Consider the following 19,076-nt stretch of genomic DNA (forward strand, 5'->3'; position numbering starts at 1 on the left):
TTAAATTGTAGGAATTTTTACTGATATTTTACAATGAAACTTCGCATTACCTTAATAATATTATTTGTTGGTCAGCTACTTTTATCGAAAGCTCAGCTACCAATACTACCTATTAATAGTAATTATTTGTTATGTAAAACACCCATTGTGAACGAAGCTTTCAATCGAATTGAGTATCCACAAAATCTAGATAAATTATTTAATAAACTGGTACAATTAAAAACAAATCCATCTGTTATAAACATTGTACAAATTGGTGATTCACATACACAGCCCGATTTTATATCATCTGTAGTGCGTTACCAACTTCAACAACAATGGGGTGACGCTGGCAGGGGTATTGTTTTCCCTTACAAATTAGCTAATAGCAATGCTCCGGCAGATGTACAAAGCAGCAGCAATATAAATTGGCAATTTAGCAGAATAGCCAAACCTGACACCAATGGTAGTTATGGTGTTGCTGGCTTTGAAATTTACACTAATAATGAAGCAGCCAACGTTTCATTTAGTTTAAACAACAAAAACAATTTACAATATTTTGAAACGGTGAAAGTATTTAGTGATACCGCTAGTCAATGGCAATTAAAGCCACAAGGCGATACTATTTTTACGCCTCATTTTTATAAAAATGGGGTATTTCAATTTTCATTTCCGAAACCCATTTCAGCCTTTACATTATCTTCTATAAATAACACTACAACAAAAAAGATTTATGGCTTTTCACTTGAAAAAAACAATACTGGTATTCGCTACCACAATATAGGAGTAAATGGTGCACAGTACAAACAATACAATGCCAGTATGTTGTTTTGGCAGCAGCTTAGCATACTTGCGCCAGATTGTATTATTGTTTCATTAGGTACTAACGAAGCACAAAAAAACGATTTAAATATTGATTCATTTAAGTTAGCTGTAAAAACATTTATTGATAGCGCCAGGGCCATTGCTCCACAAGCCAGCGTAATGATTACCACACCAGCTAACTCATTAAAGGGCGGCAGAACCAACCCCATGATTGTACAAATAAATAAAGCCATTAATGAAGTATGTATGGCTAACAATATACCGTTATGGGATTTTTACAAAGCTGGCGGCAGAACACCTTTATATTGGATAAAAAAAGGTTTAATGGCTAAAGATCATTTGCATTTTAATAAGGAAGGCTACTTACTACAAGGCCAATTATTATACAATGCTTTGGCAACGGCATTTAATAACTATTTAACCACTAAAATTGAAGGTAAATAGGCAATACTGTTTCAGCCGATTTACACAAACTGTACACCGATAGAAAACCAAAAAATACTATCAAATAAACCCATAACGGTATTGTGGTGGTTTGAGCAATTTTTGTATCAATCCAACCATCAGGTATAGCATGTAATAAAAAAGCTAATAACATAAATAATAATACTGGCCAATAATTAGCAACAAAGCCACTCCAAACATTTAAAGTAAAATCATTGGTGATTTGATGTAACATATTACTTGCAACAGTAAAATCGGCTGCTTTAAAAAACACCCAACAAAAACAAACAAAATGAAAAGTAATCAGTATTACGATAGTGTTATACCACCAAGTATTGTTCATTTTTTTAAGTGCATTACCAGTAAGCAATAACCAAATTTTATGAATTGCCAAACCAATACCATGTAACGAGCCCCAAATAATAAAATTCCAACTGGCACCATGCCAAAAGCCGCCCAATAACATGGTTGCCATTAGGTTTAAACTAGCTGCCATACCTGCTTTTTCTTTTTTAATAATGGCTGGCAATAAAAATAGTAACAATACTACCACACAAATTATTGCTGAAACTACCACACTACAATGCAACAAAAAATGAGCAGCAGCAAATACGCCAGTTGTAAATAATAAGGCTATAAGCCATGTTGCAATGCTGCCCTTTTTATTACCACCTAACGGTATATATAAATAATCTTTCAGCCATGATGATAGTGAAATATGCCACCTACGCCAAAACTCAGTAATACTTTTACTTTGGTAAGGCGATAAAAAATTAGTGGGTATATGAAACCCTAACCAACGGGCAATACCAATGGCCACATCACTCAAACCACTAAAATCGCAGTATATAACTACAGCATAACCATACACAGCCATTAAATTTTCAAGACCGGTGTAGCGTTCAGGAGCATCAAAAATATAATTTACAAAGTTGAGGGTAATATAATCTGATATTACCAATTTTTTAAACAAGCCCGATACAATTAAATAAAACCCTTTTGCAAAGTCATGTTCAGTAATGCGATAAGGTTTATTAATTTGCGGTACAAAATCGTGTGCCCTCACAATTGGCCCCATTACCAACTTTGGAAAAAAAGATAAAAACAATAAATAATCGCTGAACTTTTTAGCAGGTTCAAATTCACCTTTATATACATCAAACGTATAACTCAAATTTTCAAAAGTATAAAATGAAATACCTACTGGTAGTAAAATGTTGAGTGGATTAAAACCTGTGTGAAATAGATTATTACTAAGCTCAATAAAAAAGTTGGTGTACTTAAAATAAAAGAGCATTCCCAAATTAAAAACAATGCTCGTTAAAAGTAAGGTTAACTTAACCTTTTTGTTTTGCTGTCGCCAAATTGCATTCGATAGCACAAAATCAACAATGGCTGATATAATAACCAAACCCACAAAATAACCGCTTGCTTTGTAAAAAAAGTACAGTGAAAAAAAACAGAAAATATAACGTCTTGCTATTATATTATTTTTAAAAATATAGTACAACACCATAAAAATGGTAAAGAAAAAAACAAAAAAACCATTGTTAAACAATAACGGATTATCCGGATTGTATAATAACTGTTTCAGCAATGCGTCAGCATCAAAGGTGGGCATATGGGTTCTTTATTATGGATTTAGTTGTTGGGTATATTTTTGATAATCATTATACAAAGCCTCAAAAAAATAAGTTGCTAATACGGTTGCCCCTGCTCTGTTAGGGTGTACATAATCTTTATTAGCTAATGCAGGTTTGCGATTAGCCCAATCAACAATACTATTAGTACCACCCATTGTTGCAAATTGGTTATAAAAATTACAATTGTTTTGGTAGGCAATATTGGCTTGTAGTTTCACCAAACTATCAATACCAATGGCCGATTTGTAAGTGCCGGCATAGTTAAAAGCCCTATCGGCAGTACTTATAATAAGCACATCAGTTGAAGGAAAACATTGCTTAATTTTCTTAACTACGGGCAACATTAATTTACCATAATAATTAAAGTTAACATCGTTAGGCTTGTACAATACATTAACACCATACTGCAATACAATTAAATCGTATGGGTTAGCTTTATTTATATCTGCCAAAAAACTACTATCAATTTTTCCAATTTCGGTTCCCGAAATACCTCTGAAAGAAAAATTATCTACAAAAACACCATCATTACTTTCAAATGTAACCCCATAAACATCGAGTGCTTTATTATTAATATTGATGTTGATTTGTGGGTTATTATTTTGCAATAAAGCCGCTTTGTTTATTTTGTTTGAACCATAAATACTTAATGCATTATCATTTACATTTATGGCAACAGCCGTAGGCATATAACCGAACAATAAGCTTTTTGTTATTACAGCATTTGAGTCTTTAAAACTATGATCAGTAATTTTAATACTACCGCTATTAGTGTTGTATTTATAACCAGATAAAAACAGGGTTGCTTTATCATCGCTTTTAAAATTGGTAGTTTGCCAATCACCTGTAATACTACTATAAGCTGTTGTTCTAATACCTGAGCCTGGTGTAGCCAATGGCACAAAACCTACTCCTACTCCACCAAAATATTGTTGCATTAATTCCCTCAATGTTTGGGTCATTAAATCGCCTTCAATCATACTATCACCCAAAAAAGCTATGCGTACTTTACCTTTTTTAGTAGTTTTTAAAAGATGTAATTTTTTTGCAAATTGCTGCAATGCAGCGCTGTTGGTATCAATATTAAAATTAGTAATTAAATGAGGGGTGCGGTATAACGAAAAATTATAACTGGCTTTTTGTTGAATGGCAATAGGAGCCTCCTCTTTATTTAATGTTATGGAATCATTTACATCCATTTTAAAAACATCAGCCACAACATTAACCCTCATAAATGGTGTATAATGTACACCCAAGTAGGTGCCTACTAATGACAGCGAAAAATAAATGCAAAATGTTATACAAGTAAAGTACAACACTTTTCTGGAGCCGCTCATACAACGTTGGTATTACAAATGATGTTTTTTGATGGTGTCTAACAATCGCTTCTTCCAAATTACTGGAGCTTCTGAGTAACCAGATTTACTGATAGCATCTGCCCACAATGCAATATTAGAAGATGATTTTAATTTATTATAAAACTTTTTTCTTGTCATTAAATTACAAAAAGAAACGTACGATGCAGCAACGCTAGGGTATTGACGATAACGACTTTTAATACCCTTTTTTTTGCCCAAATTATTGGGGCCAACAATACCAAAATGATTGTTAAGGCGACGAGCATTTTTACTATTACCTCCACCAGATTCAATAAAAGCTACGCCTAAAATTATTGAAGCAGGTATATGGTATACACCAGACAATGAATCGGCCAAACGGCGGTATTTAGCTTCGTATGAAGTTTGTGCAGCAGTACTTACTACAAATACAATTAACCCCATAACAGCCAATGCTACCTTTTTATATGCAGCAGTTTGTGTATAAGGTAAAATATATTGATTTGTACTCATATTATAAAAGTACAAAAGCTTTATGGTTTTGAGATAATATTAAGGATCATTTATGAATTATTTTTTATCTATTTTAAATGCATCAAAAAAACTATGTTTACGGTCGTAAGTATATGCACAAGGCAATTCAATTTTATTACATTTGCCAAAAAATGAAACATGCTTGATCTTCATGATTTTTTAACACCGATATCTTTTGCTGCCATTAATGAAGATGAAGGGTATGTTGACGGACAATTAGGCAAACACATTATTACGCAAGATGATGAGGTATTTGATTTAACCAAAGTTGATATTATTGTAGTAGGTGTAACTGAAAATCGTGGTAATGGTACAATGGAAAAGCAAAATAATGCAGCCGACATTATTAGAAAACAATTGTACCGATTATATTATTGGCATACTGATATTACCATAGCAGATATTGGAAACATTAAAACAGGTGCTACCTTAACAGATAGTTATGCCGCAATAAAAACGGTGCTTGAGGAGTTGTATGCACTACAAAAAACAGTGCTCATCATCGGTGGTTCGCATGATATTACTTTACCACAATATGAAGCTTACCGAAAAAAAACAACAGGTATTGAAGCCAGTTGTATTGATGCTACCATTAACCTGAGAGGTGAAAGTGAAGTGCCTGCGGAAAACTTTTTAATGCAAATGTTTACCGGTGAAGATAATATTTTGAAACACTACAACCATATTGGTTTTCAAAGTTATTTTGTACACCCACGTATGTTGCAAACCATTGATAAATTGCGTTTTGATTGTTACAGACTTGGCCATGTTCAATTTGAAATAGATGAGATGGAACCTGTAATGCGCCAGACAGATATGCTCAGTTTTGATGTAAGTGCCATAAAATACAGCGATGCACCTGTAAATAAAAATTGCCCCAATGGCTTTACTGGTGTTGAGGCTTGCATGCTTACTCGTTTTGCTGGTATGAGTGAAAAACTAAGCAGCTTTGGCATTTATGGCTATTCACCCTCATTAGATACGGATGAAATTACGGCCAAACAAATTGCACAAATAATTTGGTATTTTATTGATGGCAAACACAGGCAACGTTTAGAAGCGCCGTTACACCAGCGCCAGTTTTTTAACGAGTTTCGTACCGCATTTGCCGAGGTTGATACCTTGTTTTTACAAAGCAAACGCACCAACCGTTGGTGGATGGAAATGCCAGATGGTAGTTTCATCGCTTGCAGTAATAAGGATTATATTGTTGCTGGCAATAATGAAATTCCGGAGCGTTGGTTAAGGGTACAAGAGCGTAGTTAATAAAAACTATTATCGTCATTACCATCTAAAAATTGTATTTCATGAAAAAATGTTGGTTTATTACAAGCATATTTTTATGCCAATGGGTAATGGCACAAACCAATGAAAAATTGGTGGCTAGTTTTTTAAATGATACGGCTATTAAAACTGGCCATGTTGGAATTTGTATATACGAGCCGGCCAGCAAACAATACCTTATTCAGTATAACGATCAAAAAAACTTTACCCCCAGCAGCAATGTAAAATTGTTTACACTATTTGCTGCACTACAATATTTGGGTGATAGTATACCCGGCGTACAATATATTGAAACCGATACCAGTATTGTGTTATTCCCCACAGCTGACCCTACTTTATTGCACCCTTCATTTAACCAGCAACCCGTTTTAAAATGGTTACAACAAAGCACCAAAAAATTGTACCTATTTCAATCGCCCCAAATTATTGAACCTTACGGCGTAGGCTGGGCTTGGGATGATTATAGCGATTACTTTATGCCCGAAAAATCAGCCATGCCTTTGTACGGCAATGTGGTAAGATTTTATGGCGATAAAAATAATGTACATTACTATCCATCAAAAATGGTAACACAATTTAGTGTTGCCGATGATGTTAACAATGCCAGTTATAACAGGGCTGTTACCAGAAATTTTTATAATAATGAATTTATATTAACACAGTATATTCAAAATAAGTTAGAAGAAGTGCCGTTTATAACATCTTACAAAAACACCGCTTTGTTGTTGGGAGATACGGTGCATCAACCCATAAACATCATTCACGACACAAGCAAACTATCCAACCAAAAAATAAAAACTTTTTACAGCGTACCTACTGTTGATGTACTCAAAAAAATGATGTTTGAAAGCGATAATTTTTTAGCTGAACAAATGCTGCTTGTTATTAGCAACCTACGTTTTCATCAAATGAATACGACTTTGTTAATAGATTCATTATTAAAAACTGATTTTATAAACATACCCCAACAACCTCGGTGGGTAGATGGTAGTGGCTTAAGCCGGTACAATTTATTTACACCGCAACAGTTCATTTATATTTTACAAAAACTTACAGATTGTTTTGGGGTTAAAAAATTACAACAAATATTACCTACTGCTGGCGAAGGCACCTTAAAAGCATATTACAACGGCAATGAACAGCGAATTTTTGCTAAAACAGGTTCCATGAGCAATAATGTTTCACTAAGTGGCACTTTAAAAACGGATAGTGGTAAAAACTTACGCTTCTCAGTGATTATCAATAATTACAGTGGTAGTGGAAAAGCTGGTCGCCGTGCCATTGAAAAATTACTACAAGGTATTATTGCAACCAATTAGTATATATGAGGCAACATAATTAAAAAATGTCGCATCTATTAAAAAACTAATATACCGAAACCACCAAAAACTGCATGTATGAAAAAACTATTACCATTACTATTGCTTTTTATAGCAAGTACTGCCGCAAAGGCACAAATTGCTTGTAGCCCTGCTTTTAGCAGCCAATTTTTAACGAGTACCAATATTAAGTTTACACCTGCTGTAACTGTTGATTCACCTTTAGTGATACATGACTGGAACTTTGGCGATGGCGCCTTTGCTTTTAACTACATAGCACCAACCCATAACTATACCGCTAATGGTGTATATACAGTAAAACATGTAATTAAAAGATTAAATCCTAACGGGTTATTAATTTGTAACGATTCTACTACCCAAACCATTACCATACAACAAGCCACTTGTAATTTAATAGCATCGTTTACTAGTAGTGCAAGTACTGCCAATTCTTTACAATGGAACTTTGTAAACACCACAGCGAATTTTAACTCGGCTGATTCAATCCGTTGGACGTTTGGCGATGGCACTTCATCGCTAAATATTAATCCAAATCATACCTATACCTCACCAGGTACATACACCGTTTGTTTACGTGTTAGAAAATTTGGAACTGTAGCTACCATACCACCATGTATAAGTGAAATATGCCAACAAATTGTTGTTACGGCACCATCACCTAATTGTAACATACAAGCCTACTTTACACATGATTCGGTAAATGTAAATACAATACATTTCAACAACCAAACAGGAGGTTTTGTTGCTTCAGACTCTATACGTTGGTCGTTTGGCGATAGCACATTTTCTTTCGATGCTAATCCGAATCATACGTATACTAGTCCGGGTAATTACACCGTATGTGTTCGTGTAAAACGTAATTTCCCTGCAGGTACCACACCTTGTATTAGTGAATATTGCAAAGTGGTTACTATTTATCCAACACCAACATCATGTAATTTAGTGGCCAATTTTACAAGCTACCGAGATAGTGGTGCTATTGCTTTATACACCTATCAATTCAACAATACCAGTGTAGGAGCAGCTGCTACTGATTCCATCCGGTGGACGTTTGGAGATGGTACAACATCTAACCAATTTAACACAAGTCATGTATACGCACAACCGGGCACATACAATGTTTGTTTACGCATTATTAAACGTAACCCTAATGGTGTTTTGTTAACCAATTGTATAAGCGAAAAATGCTACACTATTGTAATTGCACCAATTTGTAATTTACAAGCTAACTATAGTTGGGTTGCTAGTACTGCTAATTACAAAACCATCAATTTCACCAATACGAGTATTGTAAATAGTACCAATATTACTACCCAATGGAACTTTGGCGATGGCACAACAGCATCAACATTTAATGCTACGCACACTTATGCCAACGCAGGTACATACAATGTTTGTGTAACAATACAAAGTGGTAATTGCACCGCTACAAAATGTTATACAATTACAATAGTGCAACCTATGCCAGCTTGTACGCAACTGGCTAACTATACAGTTACATCAACCACTACTCCTAACGGACAAATATTCACCTTTACACCAGCATATATTGGTAACGATATAACCTATACTTGGACATTTGGTGATGGAACTGGCGCTACAACTACCACGGCAACACATAGCTATACTACACCAGGTAACTATACAGTTTGTTTAACAGCTTACCGCAATAATAGCTGTGCAGCAACCAAATGTAGCAATGTATACAGTGCTCCTAATTGTAATGGTATTACCATAGGTTACAATAGTTACAGAGATTCGTTAGTACCTAATAGGGTTACTTTCGTAGCGGCTTCTAACACTAATATTGTAAGCCAAACCTGGACGATTACTCGAATGCCAGCCACAGTAGGGACAGGCACCGCAACCATTAACCAAAACAACCCGACTTATGTATTTTTAGATAGCGGTTACTATAATGTTTGTTTAAGAGCAACATTTGCTAATGGATGTGTAAAAACATATTGTAACACAATTTACATAGCATCTCCAATGCCAACAACAAACACTTGTAGTTTGCAAGTTTTTCCTAACCCTGCAACAAGTATTGTAAATGCTGTAGTTACACTAACAGCGCCTACCGCCATAAATGCAACCATTTTTAACGCTCAAAATGTTCAGGTATTACAACAACAACAGCAAGGCGTTGTGGGTAATAACACAGTGAGTTTCAATATAAATAATTTAACAGCGGGTGCCTATATTTTTAGAGTAGCATACGGCAACCAAGTTTGTTATGCAACATTTATAAAACAATAGCTATTAAGCTGTTTACCAAAACGAAAGAGCCGCTTTTAAAAGCGGCTCTTTTTTATTTTTATTTTCATATTTGAATCAATTATCGCCCAAACATTTTATCCATTTCATCTTTTTTAAACGTAATATAAGTTGGTTTGCCTGTTGGTGTTACATTAGGCATATCACATAAAAATAACGATGTTGCTAGTTGTTGCATTTCTTTTAAACCCAATACTGTACCCGTTTTTATAGATTGTTGTAAGGCTAAAGAGCGTAATAATTTTTCACGTTTAGAAAACTTTAAATCACTACTAAAATGTTTGTACTGCTCTAAAAGTTTTTCAATGGCGGCTGTTTCGCCTGCTTGTTGTACATCAGCAGGCGTACCTTGTACCACAAAACTATTATTGCCAAAATGTTCTAATTGGTACCCCAATTGTTTTAAATCGGGCAATAAAGCTGCTAACAAAATAGCATCGGCTGGCGTTACTTCAATTACTACCGGAAACAACGATTGCTGCATTGATATAGGTGTACCTTCCACCGCTTTTGAAAAACGTTCGTACAAAATACGTTCGTGGGCATTTTGTTGGTTAATAAGCAAATAACCATTACTGTTAGCTACCACTATATAAGCTTGATGCAATTGCAAAAAATCGGCATGAGGTAAAGGTGCATCAACATGCAATGCCGTTGTAGTAAATGATGTTATTTGTGTACTTAACGGTGTAAAATCAGTATCAATGGGCTTTTCATAAAAATCTTTCCAATGGCCTAATTCGCTGCGTTTTTCAACCAAATGTGCTTGGTTTTTTTGTGTAAATGTTTGAAAGAGTTTAGATGAAGCGGTCGATTGTTTATCTTGATTGGAAATGGGTTTATTCACCGCATCTAAATGTTGTATAGTAGCATCTAACTCAAAATCAAGCGTAGGGGTAATACTAAACTGTGCTAATGCATGCTTTACTGCACTTTGTACAAATGCGTACACAATTTTTTCATCTTCAAACTTAATTTCTTGTTTGGTAGGGTGTACATTTATATCAACTTGAGCAGGGTCTAAATCAATAAACAATGCATACATAGGGAAGCTATCTTTCGGTATCATTTCAGCAAAAGCACTCATCACCGCATGGTTTAAATAAGCACTTTTTATAAAACGGTTGTTTACAAAAAAGTATTGATCGCCCCTGGTTTTTTTGGCTGTTTCGGGCTTACCCACAAAACCAATAATGTCTAAATAATCAGTACGCTCTTGCACACTCACCAATTTAGCACTGTAATTATTACCCAAAATTTGTACAATGCGTTGTTTAAGGGTGCCTTTTTCGAGATGAAAAACTTGTTGTCCGTTTGAGGTTAACGAAAAAAATATTTCAGGAAAAGCCATGGCCACCCTAATAAACTCATCAATAATATGTTTGAGTTCAGCCGGGTTGCTTTTTAAAAAATTACGACGAGCCGGCACATTGAAAAACAAATTTTTCATGGCGATGCTGGTACCGTTTTCTGTTGCTACTGGCTCTTGTTGGGTAACCTTACTGTTTTCAATGGTTACAAATACCCCTACTTCATCAATGGCACGTTTAGTTTTAAGTTCCACTTGTGCTACGGCAGCAATACTAGCCAAAGCTTCACCTCTAAAACCCATGGTTTTTATTTGAAATAGGTCATCAATATGGCTTATTTTAGAAGTGGCATGGCGTTCAAAAGCCATACGAGCATCTAGTTCACTCATACCTTTACCATTATCTATTACCTGCACCAATGCTTTACCAGCATCGTTTACTATTAATTTTATTTGTGTAGCCCCGGCATCAACCGCATTTTCTAACAACTCTTTTACAGCACTTGCAGGGCGCTGAATAACCTCACCAGCTGCAATTTGGTTGGCTATATTATCGGGCAATAATTGTATAATATCCTGCACACTATTTATTTAGTTGCAAATTTACTTACACTAAAGTGAAAACAACCGTAAATAATATGAACAAGCAGCATTTTTAATACCCAATACTGCGTTTTAAAGTAGTGCTGTTATGAGTAATTGCCGCCACAACTACCGCCGAACAAGGGCTGCCGGATGGTAGCGGCACCGAAACCGCCACAGCGGTGCAGGTACAGCGAACAGCCGGGAACCCAGCTGAACTTTGCAGCTTGTACACAGCCCCAACGTATTTTTACATTTTAACTAACAACATCGTTTCATATATTTACGATTATGTTCAAAAAAATTATAACCATTTTTATTGGTATTACATTTAGCGCTACTAGCTTATTGGCTCAAAAAAATAATGCTGCAACAAAGTGGGTTGATAGTGTATACAAAAGCTTATCAAAAGAGCAACGCATTGCACAATTAATGGTGGTAAGACTCTCCACCATTGATATGAAAACAAAAACCGTTACTTTTTTTGAAGATAAAGTAGCTGACTTGATAAAAAACTACAATATTGGTGGCATTTGCCTTTTTCAAGGTGGACCGGTACAACAAGCCACTATATTAAATAAGTTACACAGCTTGGCACAAACGCCCCTTTTATTGTGTATAGATGCTGAGTGGGGCTTGGGAATGCGTATGATTGATAGCGTACTACCTTTACCTAAACAGATGATGCTGGGTGCAATTACAAATGAAAAAATAATTTATGAATACGGACAATTAGTAGCAGCACAATGCAAACGCATGGGTATTGCTGTAAATTATGCACCCGTTATTGATGTTAATAATAATGCCAATAACCCTGTTATAAACGATAGAAGCTTTGGAGAAGATAAATTTAAAGTAGCTAACTACGGCATTCAGTATATGAAAGGTATGCAAGATGCTGGAGTAATGGCTTGTGCCAAGCATTTTCCGGGCCATGGTGATGTAGCAACAGATTCACATTTTGATTTACCGATTATAAACAAAACCATGCAATCATTAGATTCGCTGGAGCTTTATCCATTTAAACAACTTTTTAAAGCAGGTATTGGTAGTGTGATGATGGCGCATTTATACATACCTTCTATTGATAAAACAACCAACAGAGCTACTTCATTATCGCCACAAAATATTAATGGCTTATTACGTACCACCTTACAATACAAGGGGCTTACTTTTACTGATGCGCTAGAGATGCAAGGTGTAAAAAAGTTTTACCCTGATGGTGCTGCAAGTGTACAATCGCTAATTGCAGGTAACGATATGCTTTGCTTGCCAGATGATGTACCCATGGTTATTACAAAAGTGAAAGCCGCCATTAAAAAGAAACAATTAAGTTGGGCCGATATTGAATTGCATTGCAAAAAAGTATTGCTAGCAAAATACCAATACCATGTAACACAACCCACCATTATAAATACCAACAACCTTACCGCTGATTTAAATGCAGGTATACCGGCTATGCGTACCTTGGTGGCAGAAAATGCCATTACGTTGTTAGCAAAAAACAATACTTCATTTTTTCCGTTTACCAATACCCAACCTGGCGAAGTTGCTTATGTGGCTTTAGGCGCAACCACTGAAACAGCTATGGGGCAACGTTTGCGTACAACACATAACAGCACTAACTTTTATATTGGCTACAACAATATTAATGTAGATAGCATACGCAATGCAATAAAATCATTTAAGCAAATAATAATTGGTGTACATAATTTAGGTAGGTACCCCACCAATAATTTTGGTTTAAGCAATAATGCAATAACGTTGCTGAATATTTTACAACAAAGTAATAACAGCATCAGCTTCGTTTTTGGTAATGCTTATGCAATTAAAAATATGTGCAATGCCAGCAACTTGGTTTTATGTTATGAAGATGATAGCATTGTACAAAATGTTGCTGTTGATATGTTACAAGGTAAATCGCCGTATAAAGGCGTATTGCCAGTAAGCGTTTGTAATAATTTTAAATTTGGTACCAGCATCATTACTACTGCCATTACACCTCTGTTTAATAAAGATGTTGCGAACGGCATTTCCATTTCGCAACAACAACAAATTGATAGTATCATACAAACTGCTATTGCTCAAAAGGCTATGCCAGGGGCGGTAGTATTCGCTTTAAAAAATGGTACTAGTTTTTTCGAAAAAGCTTACGGTACAGTTTCTGCGGATGATACCACTGCAACCAATTTACAAACCGTTTACGATGTAGCATCTGTAACAAAAATAGCAGCTACAACCCTTGCTGTTATGAAATTGTATGAAGACCAAAAATTAGATGTAAAAAAAAACTAGTTACCTACTTACCTGAAACTTTTGGCACCAACAAAGCTGATATTGTAATTGAAGATTTACTTACACATCAAGCTGGTTTAGTACCTTTCATTGCTTTATACAAAGAATTAATAGATGCTAATGGAAAGCCCAATCAGCAATTTTTTTCTAGTACAGCATCTGATAGCTTTTCAATAGCAGTTGCGCAACAATTATATTTAAAAACAAGCTTACAAGATACACTGTACCACCGTATTTTAGCAAGTGCTGTTAGCCCTCAAAAAAAATATGTGTACAGCGATCTTGATTTTATTTTTTTAGGCAAGGTAGTAGAACGAATTACAGGAGAATCGCTCAATAACTATGTGGCGAATACATTTTATAAACCTATGCATTTGTACAGTATTGGCTACCTTCCACTACATCAAAACCCTATAAATACCATTGCCCCTACTGAAAACGAAACCATTTTTAGGCAACAAAATATAAGAGCTACGGTTCACGACCCTGGCACCGCTTTAATGGGTGGTATTGCTGGCCATGCAGGTCTTTTTTCAAATGCATATGATTTGGCTGCTATTATGCAAATGCTTTTAAATGGTGGCCATTTTAATGGGCAACGTTATTTAAACGATAGCACTATAAAAACCTTTACCGCTTACCAAAGTAATATTAGTAGAAGAGGTTGGGGATTTGATAAGCCGGAAAAAGATAACAATCTGCAAAAAACACCTTACCCATGTTTACATGCAAGCAATACAAGTTATGGCCATACTGGTTTTACAGGTACCATTGTTTGGGCCGACCCAACTAATAAACTGGTTTTTATTTTTCTCTGCAATCGTTTGCAATTCAATACCAACAATATGTTGAGCCATTTAAATGTGAGAGGGGCTATTATGAATTTACTTTATTAAGTTGTAATGAATTATATATTTTAGTAATAATTGCAAAGCATATTATGTAATTTGCATATTATCCCACAAGTCAACATGAAAAAATATTTAAGTGTTTCTGTAGTTGCTGTATTATGCAGTTTGGTATCATGTAAAGATGAGTATACCATTTGCACATTAAGCAAAGATGTTAAGTTTATTGCAGGATTTTATCAATCACAAAATACACCTGCACCAGCGCCTCAATTGAGTGTGAGTATTTTAAATACAAATGCTTTTATTTATACCAACCAAGGCAATGTTGCTGAAATGGGGTTTGGTTTAAATAGTACGCTAGATAGTAACCGATATGTTATTACAATTGCAGGTAACTTACCGAAAGATACGGTTACCATTCGTTACAGTTCCCAAACGAGTAATCTTTCTTTAGAATGTGGTAGTATTACAACCAACACCATTAATAGTATTTCGAGTACACACCATACCATCGATTCTATAAAAATAACCAACGCAACTTGTAATAATACACCTATTCAAAATGCACGTATTTTTTACTAAAAATTTTAAATAAACAAAAAGCGCCATTAAATTTGATGGCGCTTTTTGTTTGATAACTTATTGGTATTAATACCCAAACAATGCTTCTAAACTAATTTTTTTAACGGTGCCATATTTCTCTAATGCGGTTGCTGGCACTTTACTTTCACTTGCTACAATACAATAGGTGTAAGGTTTATTGGCAATGTATTTAGCATGAAATGCTTTTAATTCATTGTAGCCAATTTTGTCAACTGCCGTGTAGGTAGTTTTGCGTAAATCTTGTGTTAACCCTTTTTGCTGTGCTGCTAAGTAATTGAAAATAATACCATCTTGAGTAATACGTTCTGTTTCAATATCTTTTTTAATACTACTTCTAGCAAATTCAATATTTGATTTTACTTCGGGCACGCTATTTAATAAATCATTCATTGCTTCAATTGATTCTTTAAACTTATCAGCTTGGCTACCAACATAAGCGATGGTATAAAAAGGATCTTCCTTTTTTTCTGGCAATGCATAAAAGGCAAATGTGCTGTAGGCCAACGCTTTTGACTCCCTAATTGTTTGAAACACCAAGGCACCCATTCCGCCGCCAAAATAGTTATTAAACATAGCAATGGTAGGCTCTTCAGCTGCATTGTATACATTATTATTACGTATCCAACGGGTTTCTACCTGCACCATATTATAATCGGCAAACAAAACTTGGTTAGCAGTTTGCGTTGTTGGCGTAAATTGTTTTTTAGCAGCCGGCGTTTTAAAGGTTGCTGGTACATAATGCAATGCTTTTAACCCAGCAGTGAAAGCCGCTAAAGGCTTAGGACCATAATACAATATTTTATGATTGTATTTATTTAAATCGTGTAATATAGCTACTAATTCATCAGCAGTGGTTTGTTCTAATGCAGCATTGGTCAATACATTATTAGTTGGGTTTTCAGCACCAAACCTTGCATACGATGTAAGTGCATTTAAAATAGCGCCCTTGTTTAACTTAGCATCGTTTCTTGCTTTGAGCGTACGTGCTTTTAATGAAGCCATTGCAGCTTCGTTAGGTTTACAATTTGCTAAAATATTTTCAAATAAGCCAACCGCTTTATCAAAGTTTTCTTGTAAACCTTCAATAGTAACGGTAGTATACTCAGCCCCTGCACTTACGGTAAAGCTACAAGCAATGTTATAAAAGGCCTTTGTAATTTCTTCAGCACTCATTTTGTCAGTGCTTAAAAATTGTAGATACTGTGTTGCTAATCCAATTTTTTTATCGTTCCATGTACCCACATCATACCTATAACGTAGTCTAAAAATACTATTGTCTTTATTTTGAACATATAATACTTGGGCACCACCAATTGTTGATTTTTGTAAATCTTTATTATAATCTACCCATACTGGCTTGCTTGTAGAAGCAGGCATTTGATTGATTTTTTTTACAAAATCAGATTGTTCGTTTCTGTTGGTTTCAACAGGTGTAATAGCTGGTTTTTCAACTTTTACAACGTTTTTATCTTCACCTTTTCTTTTATAAACCAACACATAATTATCATTAAAATAATTGTTTGCAAAAGCAACAATATCTTTTTTAGTAACTTTTGATAATTGATCTGTGTAAGCTACTTGATCTTTCCAATCGAGTTCAGATGTAAAAGCATCCATTAAATCGCTTGCACGACCACCATAACCTTCTGATGCTAATATTTTATTTTTCTTTTGATTGTTGATGATAGCTGTAATTAAACTTTCATCAAAATTTCCTTTCTTTAAATTATCTATTTCGCCTAACATTAAAGTCTTTACATCTTCTAAAGATTGTCCTGTTGTGGCTGCACCACTCATATACAAAACGCCATAATCAATTAAAGTAAAAGCTGATGCTGATGCTCTTAATAATTTTTGTTTTTTAACCAAGTTTAAATCCATTAAACCTGCTTTACCATTGGTTAAAATTTGTCCAATCAAATCAGCCAACAACACATCTTTTGATTTATTGCCTGGCAAACGGTAACCTATTGCTACACTTTCAGCATCGGCACCTACCACTTCTTTTATAATGGGCGCTGTAATGGGTGCTTCGGGCTCAAAATTGTATTTTGTAACTGGCTTAGGTTTCATGTAACTAAATGCCAGATCAATTTTTTTAATTAATTCATCTGCATTAAAATCACCCGACATAATGACCCCCATATTATTAGGCACATAATATTTATCGAAATATTTTTGAATTTCAACCAACGATGGGTTTTTTAAATCATTGATGGTACCTATGGTAGTTTGCTTACCGTAGTTGTGGTTTTTAAATAACTCAGCAAATAGGGTTTCGTTTACTTTACGATTGTCATTATCTAAGCTGATATTTTTTTCTTCATACACGGCTTCTAACTCCGTATGAAAAATTCTGAAAATTGGATTTCTAAAACGCTCTGCTTGAACGGCAATGTATTTGTTGATAGATGCTGCCGGCACATCATCTGTATACACCGTTTGTTCAAATGATGTAAATGCATTGGTACCTTGAGCACCCATAGCACTCATCATTTTATCGTACTCGTTTGCAATACTGTATTTGCTTGCTACACCTGATATTGAATCTATTTGATGGTAAATAGCTTTACGCAGTACTTCATCTGTAGTATGATTGTATTGCTCATACAATGCGGCTATTTTATCAAGCTCTGGTTTTTCTTTTGCCCAATTTAACGAGCCATATTTATCAGTTCCTTTAAACAACAAATGCTCTAAGTAATGGGCTAAACCTGTGTTGGTTGATGGATCTGTTTTACTACCTGCTTTAATGGCCACGTAACATTGAATACGTGGATCTTTATTGGTAGGGCTCAATATCACTGTTAAGCCATTTTTCAACGTATAAAACCTAGCTTTTGCTGGGTCGTTGGTTACATACTTGTACGTGTAGCCACCGCTGGTAGCTTCTTTCCATTCAATAGTACTATTTTGTGCTTTGGCCAATGTAAAAGCACCACAAAACAATAGTACAAAAACTGATTTCAATTGTAGCATGAATAAAATATTTGATTATTTAGATAGTAAAAATAGCTAATAAAAAAACAATACACCTACCATTTATACATTTATGAAAGGTACTTTTGCAAAACTTCAAAATAATTATTATTAACTACTTAGCTACACATAATATTCCTAAAAGATACTTTATTGTAAACAAGCCATACAATATGGTTTCGCAATTTAAAAGTACTCACCAGGTACCTTTATTGGGTGATATTGACTTTGATTTTCCTGAGGGAACACATGCCATTGGCCGGCTTGATAGTACATCAGAAGGATTACTTATTTTAACTACTGATAAAACCGTTACCCGAAAGTTATTTTTAGCTACAGAGCCACATCCTCGTTCGTATTTGGTAATGGTACAAAACAATATGAGTGCTGCAACCATTGCACATTTACAAAACGGTGTAGCCATACCTATTAAAAACGGAGCACTATATATAGCAAAACCAATTAGTGCTTTTGTTGTTGAAAACCCTTGCTCATACTACCCTTATGCAAATGATCATCGTAACCAATACCCTCATACATGGCTGCTCATTACTTTAACGGAAGGCAAATTTAGGCAAGTACGTAAAATGGTACAAGCCTTACGGCATCGCTGTTTACGATTGGTGCGTTTAAATATTTGCAATATTTATTTGGGTGATTTAGCACCAGGTGCTGTTCGTGAGCTAGATGAAAAAACCTTTTACGATTTATTGGTACCACCACAAAAAAATACGGAATAGCCATATAAGTATTAAAAAAACAAGTTGTAATTTAACGGTAGAAAACTACTGCCG

11 protein-coding genes and 1 pseudogene are annotated in these 19,076 nt (G+C 34.9%); 7 read left to right on the top strand and 5 right to left on the bottom strand.

What is annotated here, in order from left to right; all coding sequences use genetic code 11:
- The first annotated feature begins 33 nt into the window (after positions 1–33).
- Entirely contained in the window at positions 34–1,248 is a 1,215-nt protein-coding gene (locus ACFOWM_RS07750; RefSeq protein WP_379708531.1) for a GDSL-type esterase/lipase family protein, read from the top strand.
- Here ACFOWM_RS07750 and ACFOWM_RS07755 read toward each other — a convergent pair.
- Genes ACFOWM_RS07755 through ACFOWM_RS07765 form a run of 3 tightly spaced genes read right to left on the bottom strand, consistent with a single transcriptional unit; the run spans position 1,229 to position 4,741 of the window.
- Entirely contained in the window at positions 1,229–2,869 is a 1,641-nt protein-coding gene (locus ACFOWM_RS07755) for an MBOAT family O-acyltransferase (protein WP_379708533.1), read from the bottom strand. The genes ACFOWM_RS07750 and ACFOWM_RS07755 overlap by 20 nt on opposite strands.
- 12 nt (positions 2,870–2,881) lie before the next feature.
- Positions 2,882–4,228, bottom strand: coding sequence for a hypothetical protein (locus ACFOWM_RS07760; RefSeq protein ID WP_379708535.1), 1,347 nt, complete (start codon positions 4,226–4,228; stop codon positions 2,882–2,884).
- 12 nt (positions 4,229–4,240) lie between these two features.
- Positions 4,241–4,741: a glucosaminidase domain-containing protein gene (locus tag ACFOWM_RS07765; RefSeq protein WP_379708537.1), complete on the bottom strand. Its 501-nt coding sequence runs from the start codon at positions 4,739–4,741 to the stop codon at positions 4,241–4,243.
- Between the two features lie 159 nt (positions 4,742–4,900).
- On the opposite strand from ACFOWM_RS07765, the gene ACFOWM_RS07770 reads away from it, so the two are divergent.
- The 3 genes from ACFOWM_RS07770 (at position 4,901) to ACFOWM_RS07780 (ending at position 9,645) form a co-directional block, all read left to right on the top strand.
- A complete protein-coding gene (locus ACFOWM_RS07770; protein ID WP_379708539.1) occupies positions 4,901–6,028 on the top strand; it encodes a formimidoylglutamase in 1,128 nt (375 codons plus the stop codon).
- Between the two features lie 41 nt (positions 6,029–6,069).
- Positions 6,070–7,365, top strand: a complete 1,296-nt coding sequence (dacB, locus tag ACFOWM_RS07775; RefSeq protein ID WP_379708541.1) for a D-alanyl-D-alanine carboxypeptidase/D-alanyl-D-alanine endopeptidase — start codon at positions 6,070–6,072, stop codon at positions 7,363–7,365.
- A 78-nt stretch (positions 7,366–7,443) separates the two neighbouring features.
- Positions 7,444–9,645 carry a PKD domain-containing protein gene (locus ACFOWM_RS07780; protein WP_379708543.1) on the top strand — a complete coding sequence of 734 codons (2,202 nt, stop codon included), beginning with the start codon at positions 7,444–7,446 and terminating at the stop codon, positions 9,643–9,645.
- A gap of 79 nt (positions 9,646–9,724) precedes the next feature.
- On the opposite strand, the gene mutL is transcribed toward ACFOWM_RS07780, so the two are convergent.
- Positions 9,725–11,554 (bottom strand): DNA mismatch repair endonuclease MutL, encoded by a 1,830-nt coding sequence (gene mutL / locus ACFOWM_RS07785; protein ID WP_379708545.1) that lies wholly within the window; start codon positions 11,552–11,554, stop codon positions 9,725–9,727.
- A gap of 459 nt (positions 11,555–12,013) precedes the next feature.
- On the opposite strand from mutL, the pseudogene ACFOWM_RS07790 reads away from it, so the two are divergent.
- Positions 12,014–14,745: pseudogene (locus ACFOWM_RS07790) on the top strand (glycoside hydrolase family 3 N-terminal domain-containing protein).
- 75 nt (positions 14,746–14,820) lie between these two features.
- Positions 14,821–15,282 (top strand): DUF6452 family protein, encoded by a 462-nt coding sequence (locus tag ACFOWM_RS07795; protein ID WP_379708547.1) that lies wholly within the window; start codon positions 14,821–14,823, stop codon positions 15,280–15,282.
- A gap of 66 nt (positions 15,283–15,348) precedes the next feature.
- Here ACFOWM_RS07795 and ACFOWM_RS07800 read toward each other — a convergent pair whose 3' ends face one another.
- On the bottom strand, positions 15,349–18,282 hold the full coding sequence (locus ACFOWM_RS07800; RefSeq protein ID WP_379708549.1) for a M16 family metallopeptidase: 2,934 nt from the start codon (positions 18,280–18,282) through the stop codon (positions 15,349–15,351).
- Positions 18,283–18,368: 86 nt separating this feature from the next.
- Between ACFOWM_RS07800 and ACFOWM_RS07805 the strand changes: the two genes are divergently transcribed.
- Entirely contained in the window at positions 18,369–19,022 is a 654-nt protein-coding gene (locus ACFOWM_RS07805) for a pseudouridine synthase (RefSeq protein WP_379708551.1), read from the top strand.
- Positions 19,023–19,076: the final 54 nt, after the last annotated feature.

This window comes from Ferruginibacter yonginensis, from assembly GCF_042651465.1.
Taxonomy (GTDB): Bacteria; Bacteroidota; Bacteroidia; order Chitinophagales; family Chitinophagaceae; genus Ferruginibacter; species Ferruginibacter yonginensis.

Coding starts and splice junctions, on each gene's coding strand:
- ACFOWM_RS07750 (WP_379708531.1), top strand. CDS start 34: ATGAAACTTCGCATTACCTTAATAATATTATTTGTTGGTCAGCTACTT.
- ACFOWM_RS07755 (WP_379708533.1), bottom strand. CDS start 2,869: ATGCCCACCTTTGATGCTGACGCATTGCTGAAACAGTTATTATACAAT.
- ACFOWM_RS07760 (WP_379708535.1), bottom strand. CDS start 4,228: ATGAGCGGCTCCAGAAAAGTGTTGTACTTTACTTGTATAACATTTTGC.
- ACFOWM_RS07765 (WP_379708537.1), bottom strand. CDS start 4,741: ATGAGTACAAATCAATATATTTTACCTTATACACAAACTGCTGCATAT.
- ACFOWM_RS07770 (WP_379708539.1), top strand. CDS start 4,901: ATGCTTGATCTTCATGATTTTTTAACACCGATATCTTTTGCTGCCATT.
- dacB (WP_379708541.1), top strand. CDS start 6,070: ATGAAAAAATGTTGGTTTATTACAAGCATATTTTTATGCCAATGGGTA.
- ACFOWM_RS07780 (WP_379708543.1), top strand. CDS start 7,444: ATGAAAAAACTATTACCATTACTATTGCTTTTTATAGCAAGTACTGCC.
- ACFOWM_RS07795 (WP_379708547.1), top strand. CDS start 14,821: ATGAAAAAATATTTAAGTGTTTCTGTAGTTGCTGTATTATGCAGTTTG.
- ACFOWM_RS07800 (WP_379708549.1), bottom strand. CDS start 18,282: ATGCTACAATTGAAATCAGTTTTTGTACTATTGTTTTGTGGTGCTTTT.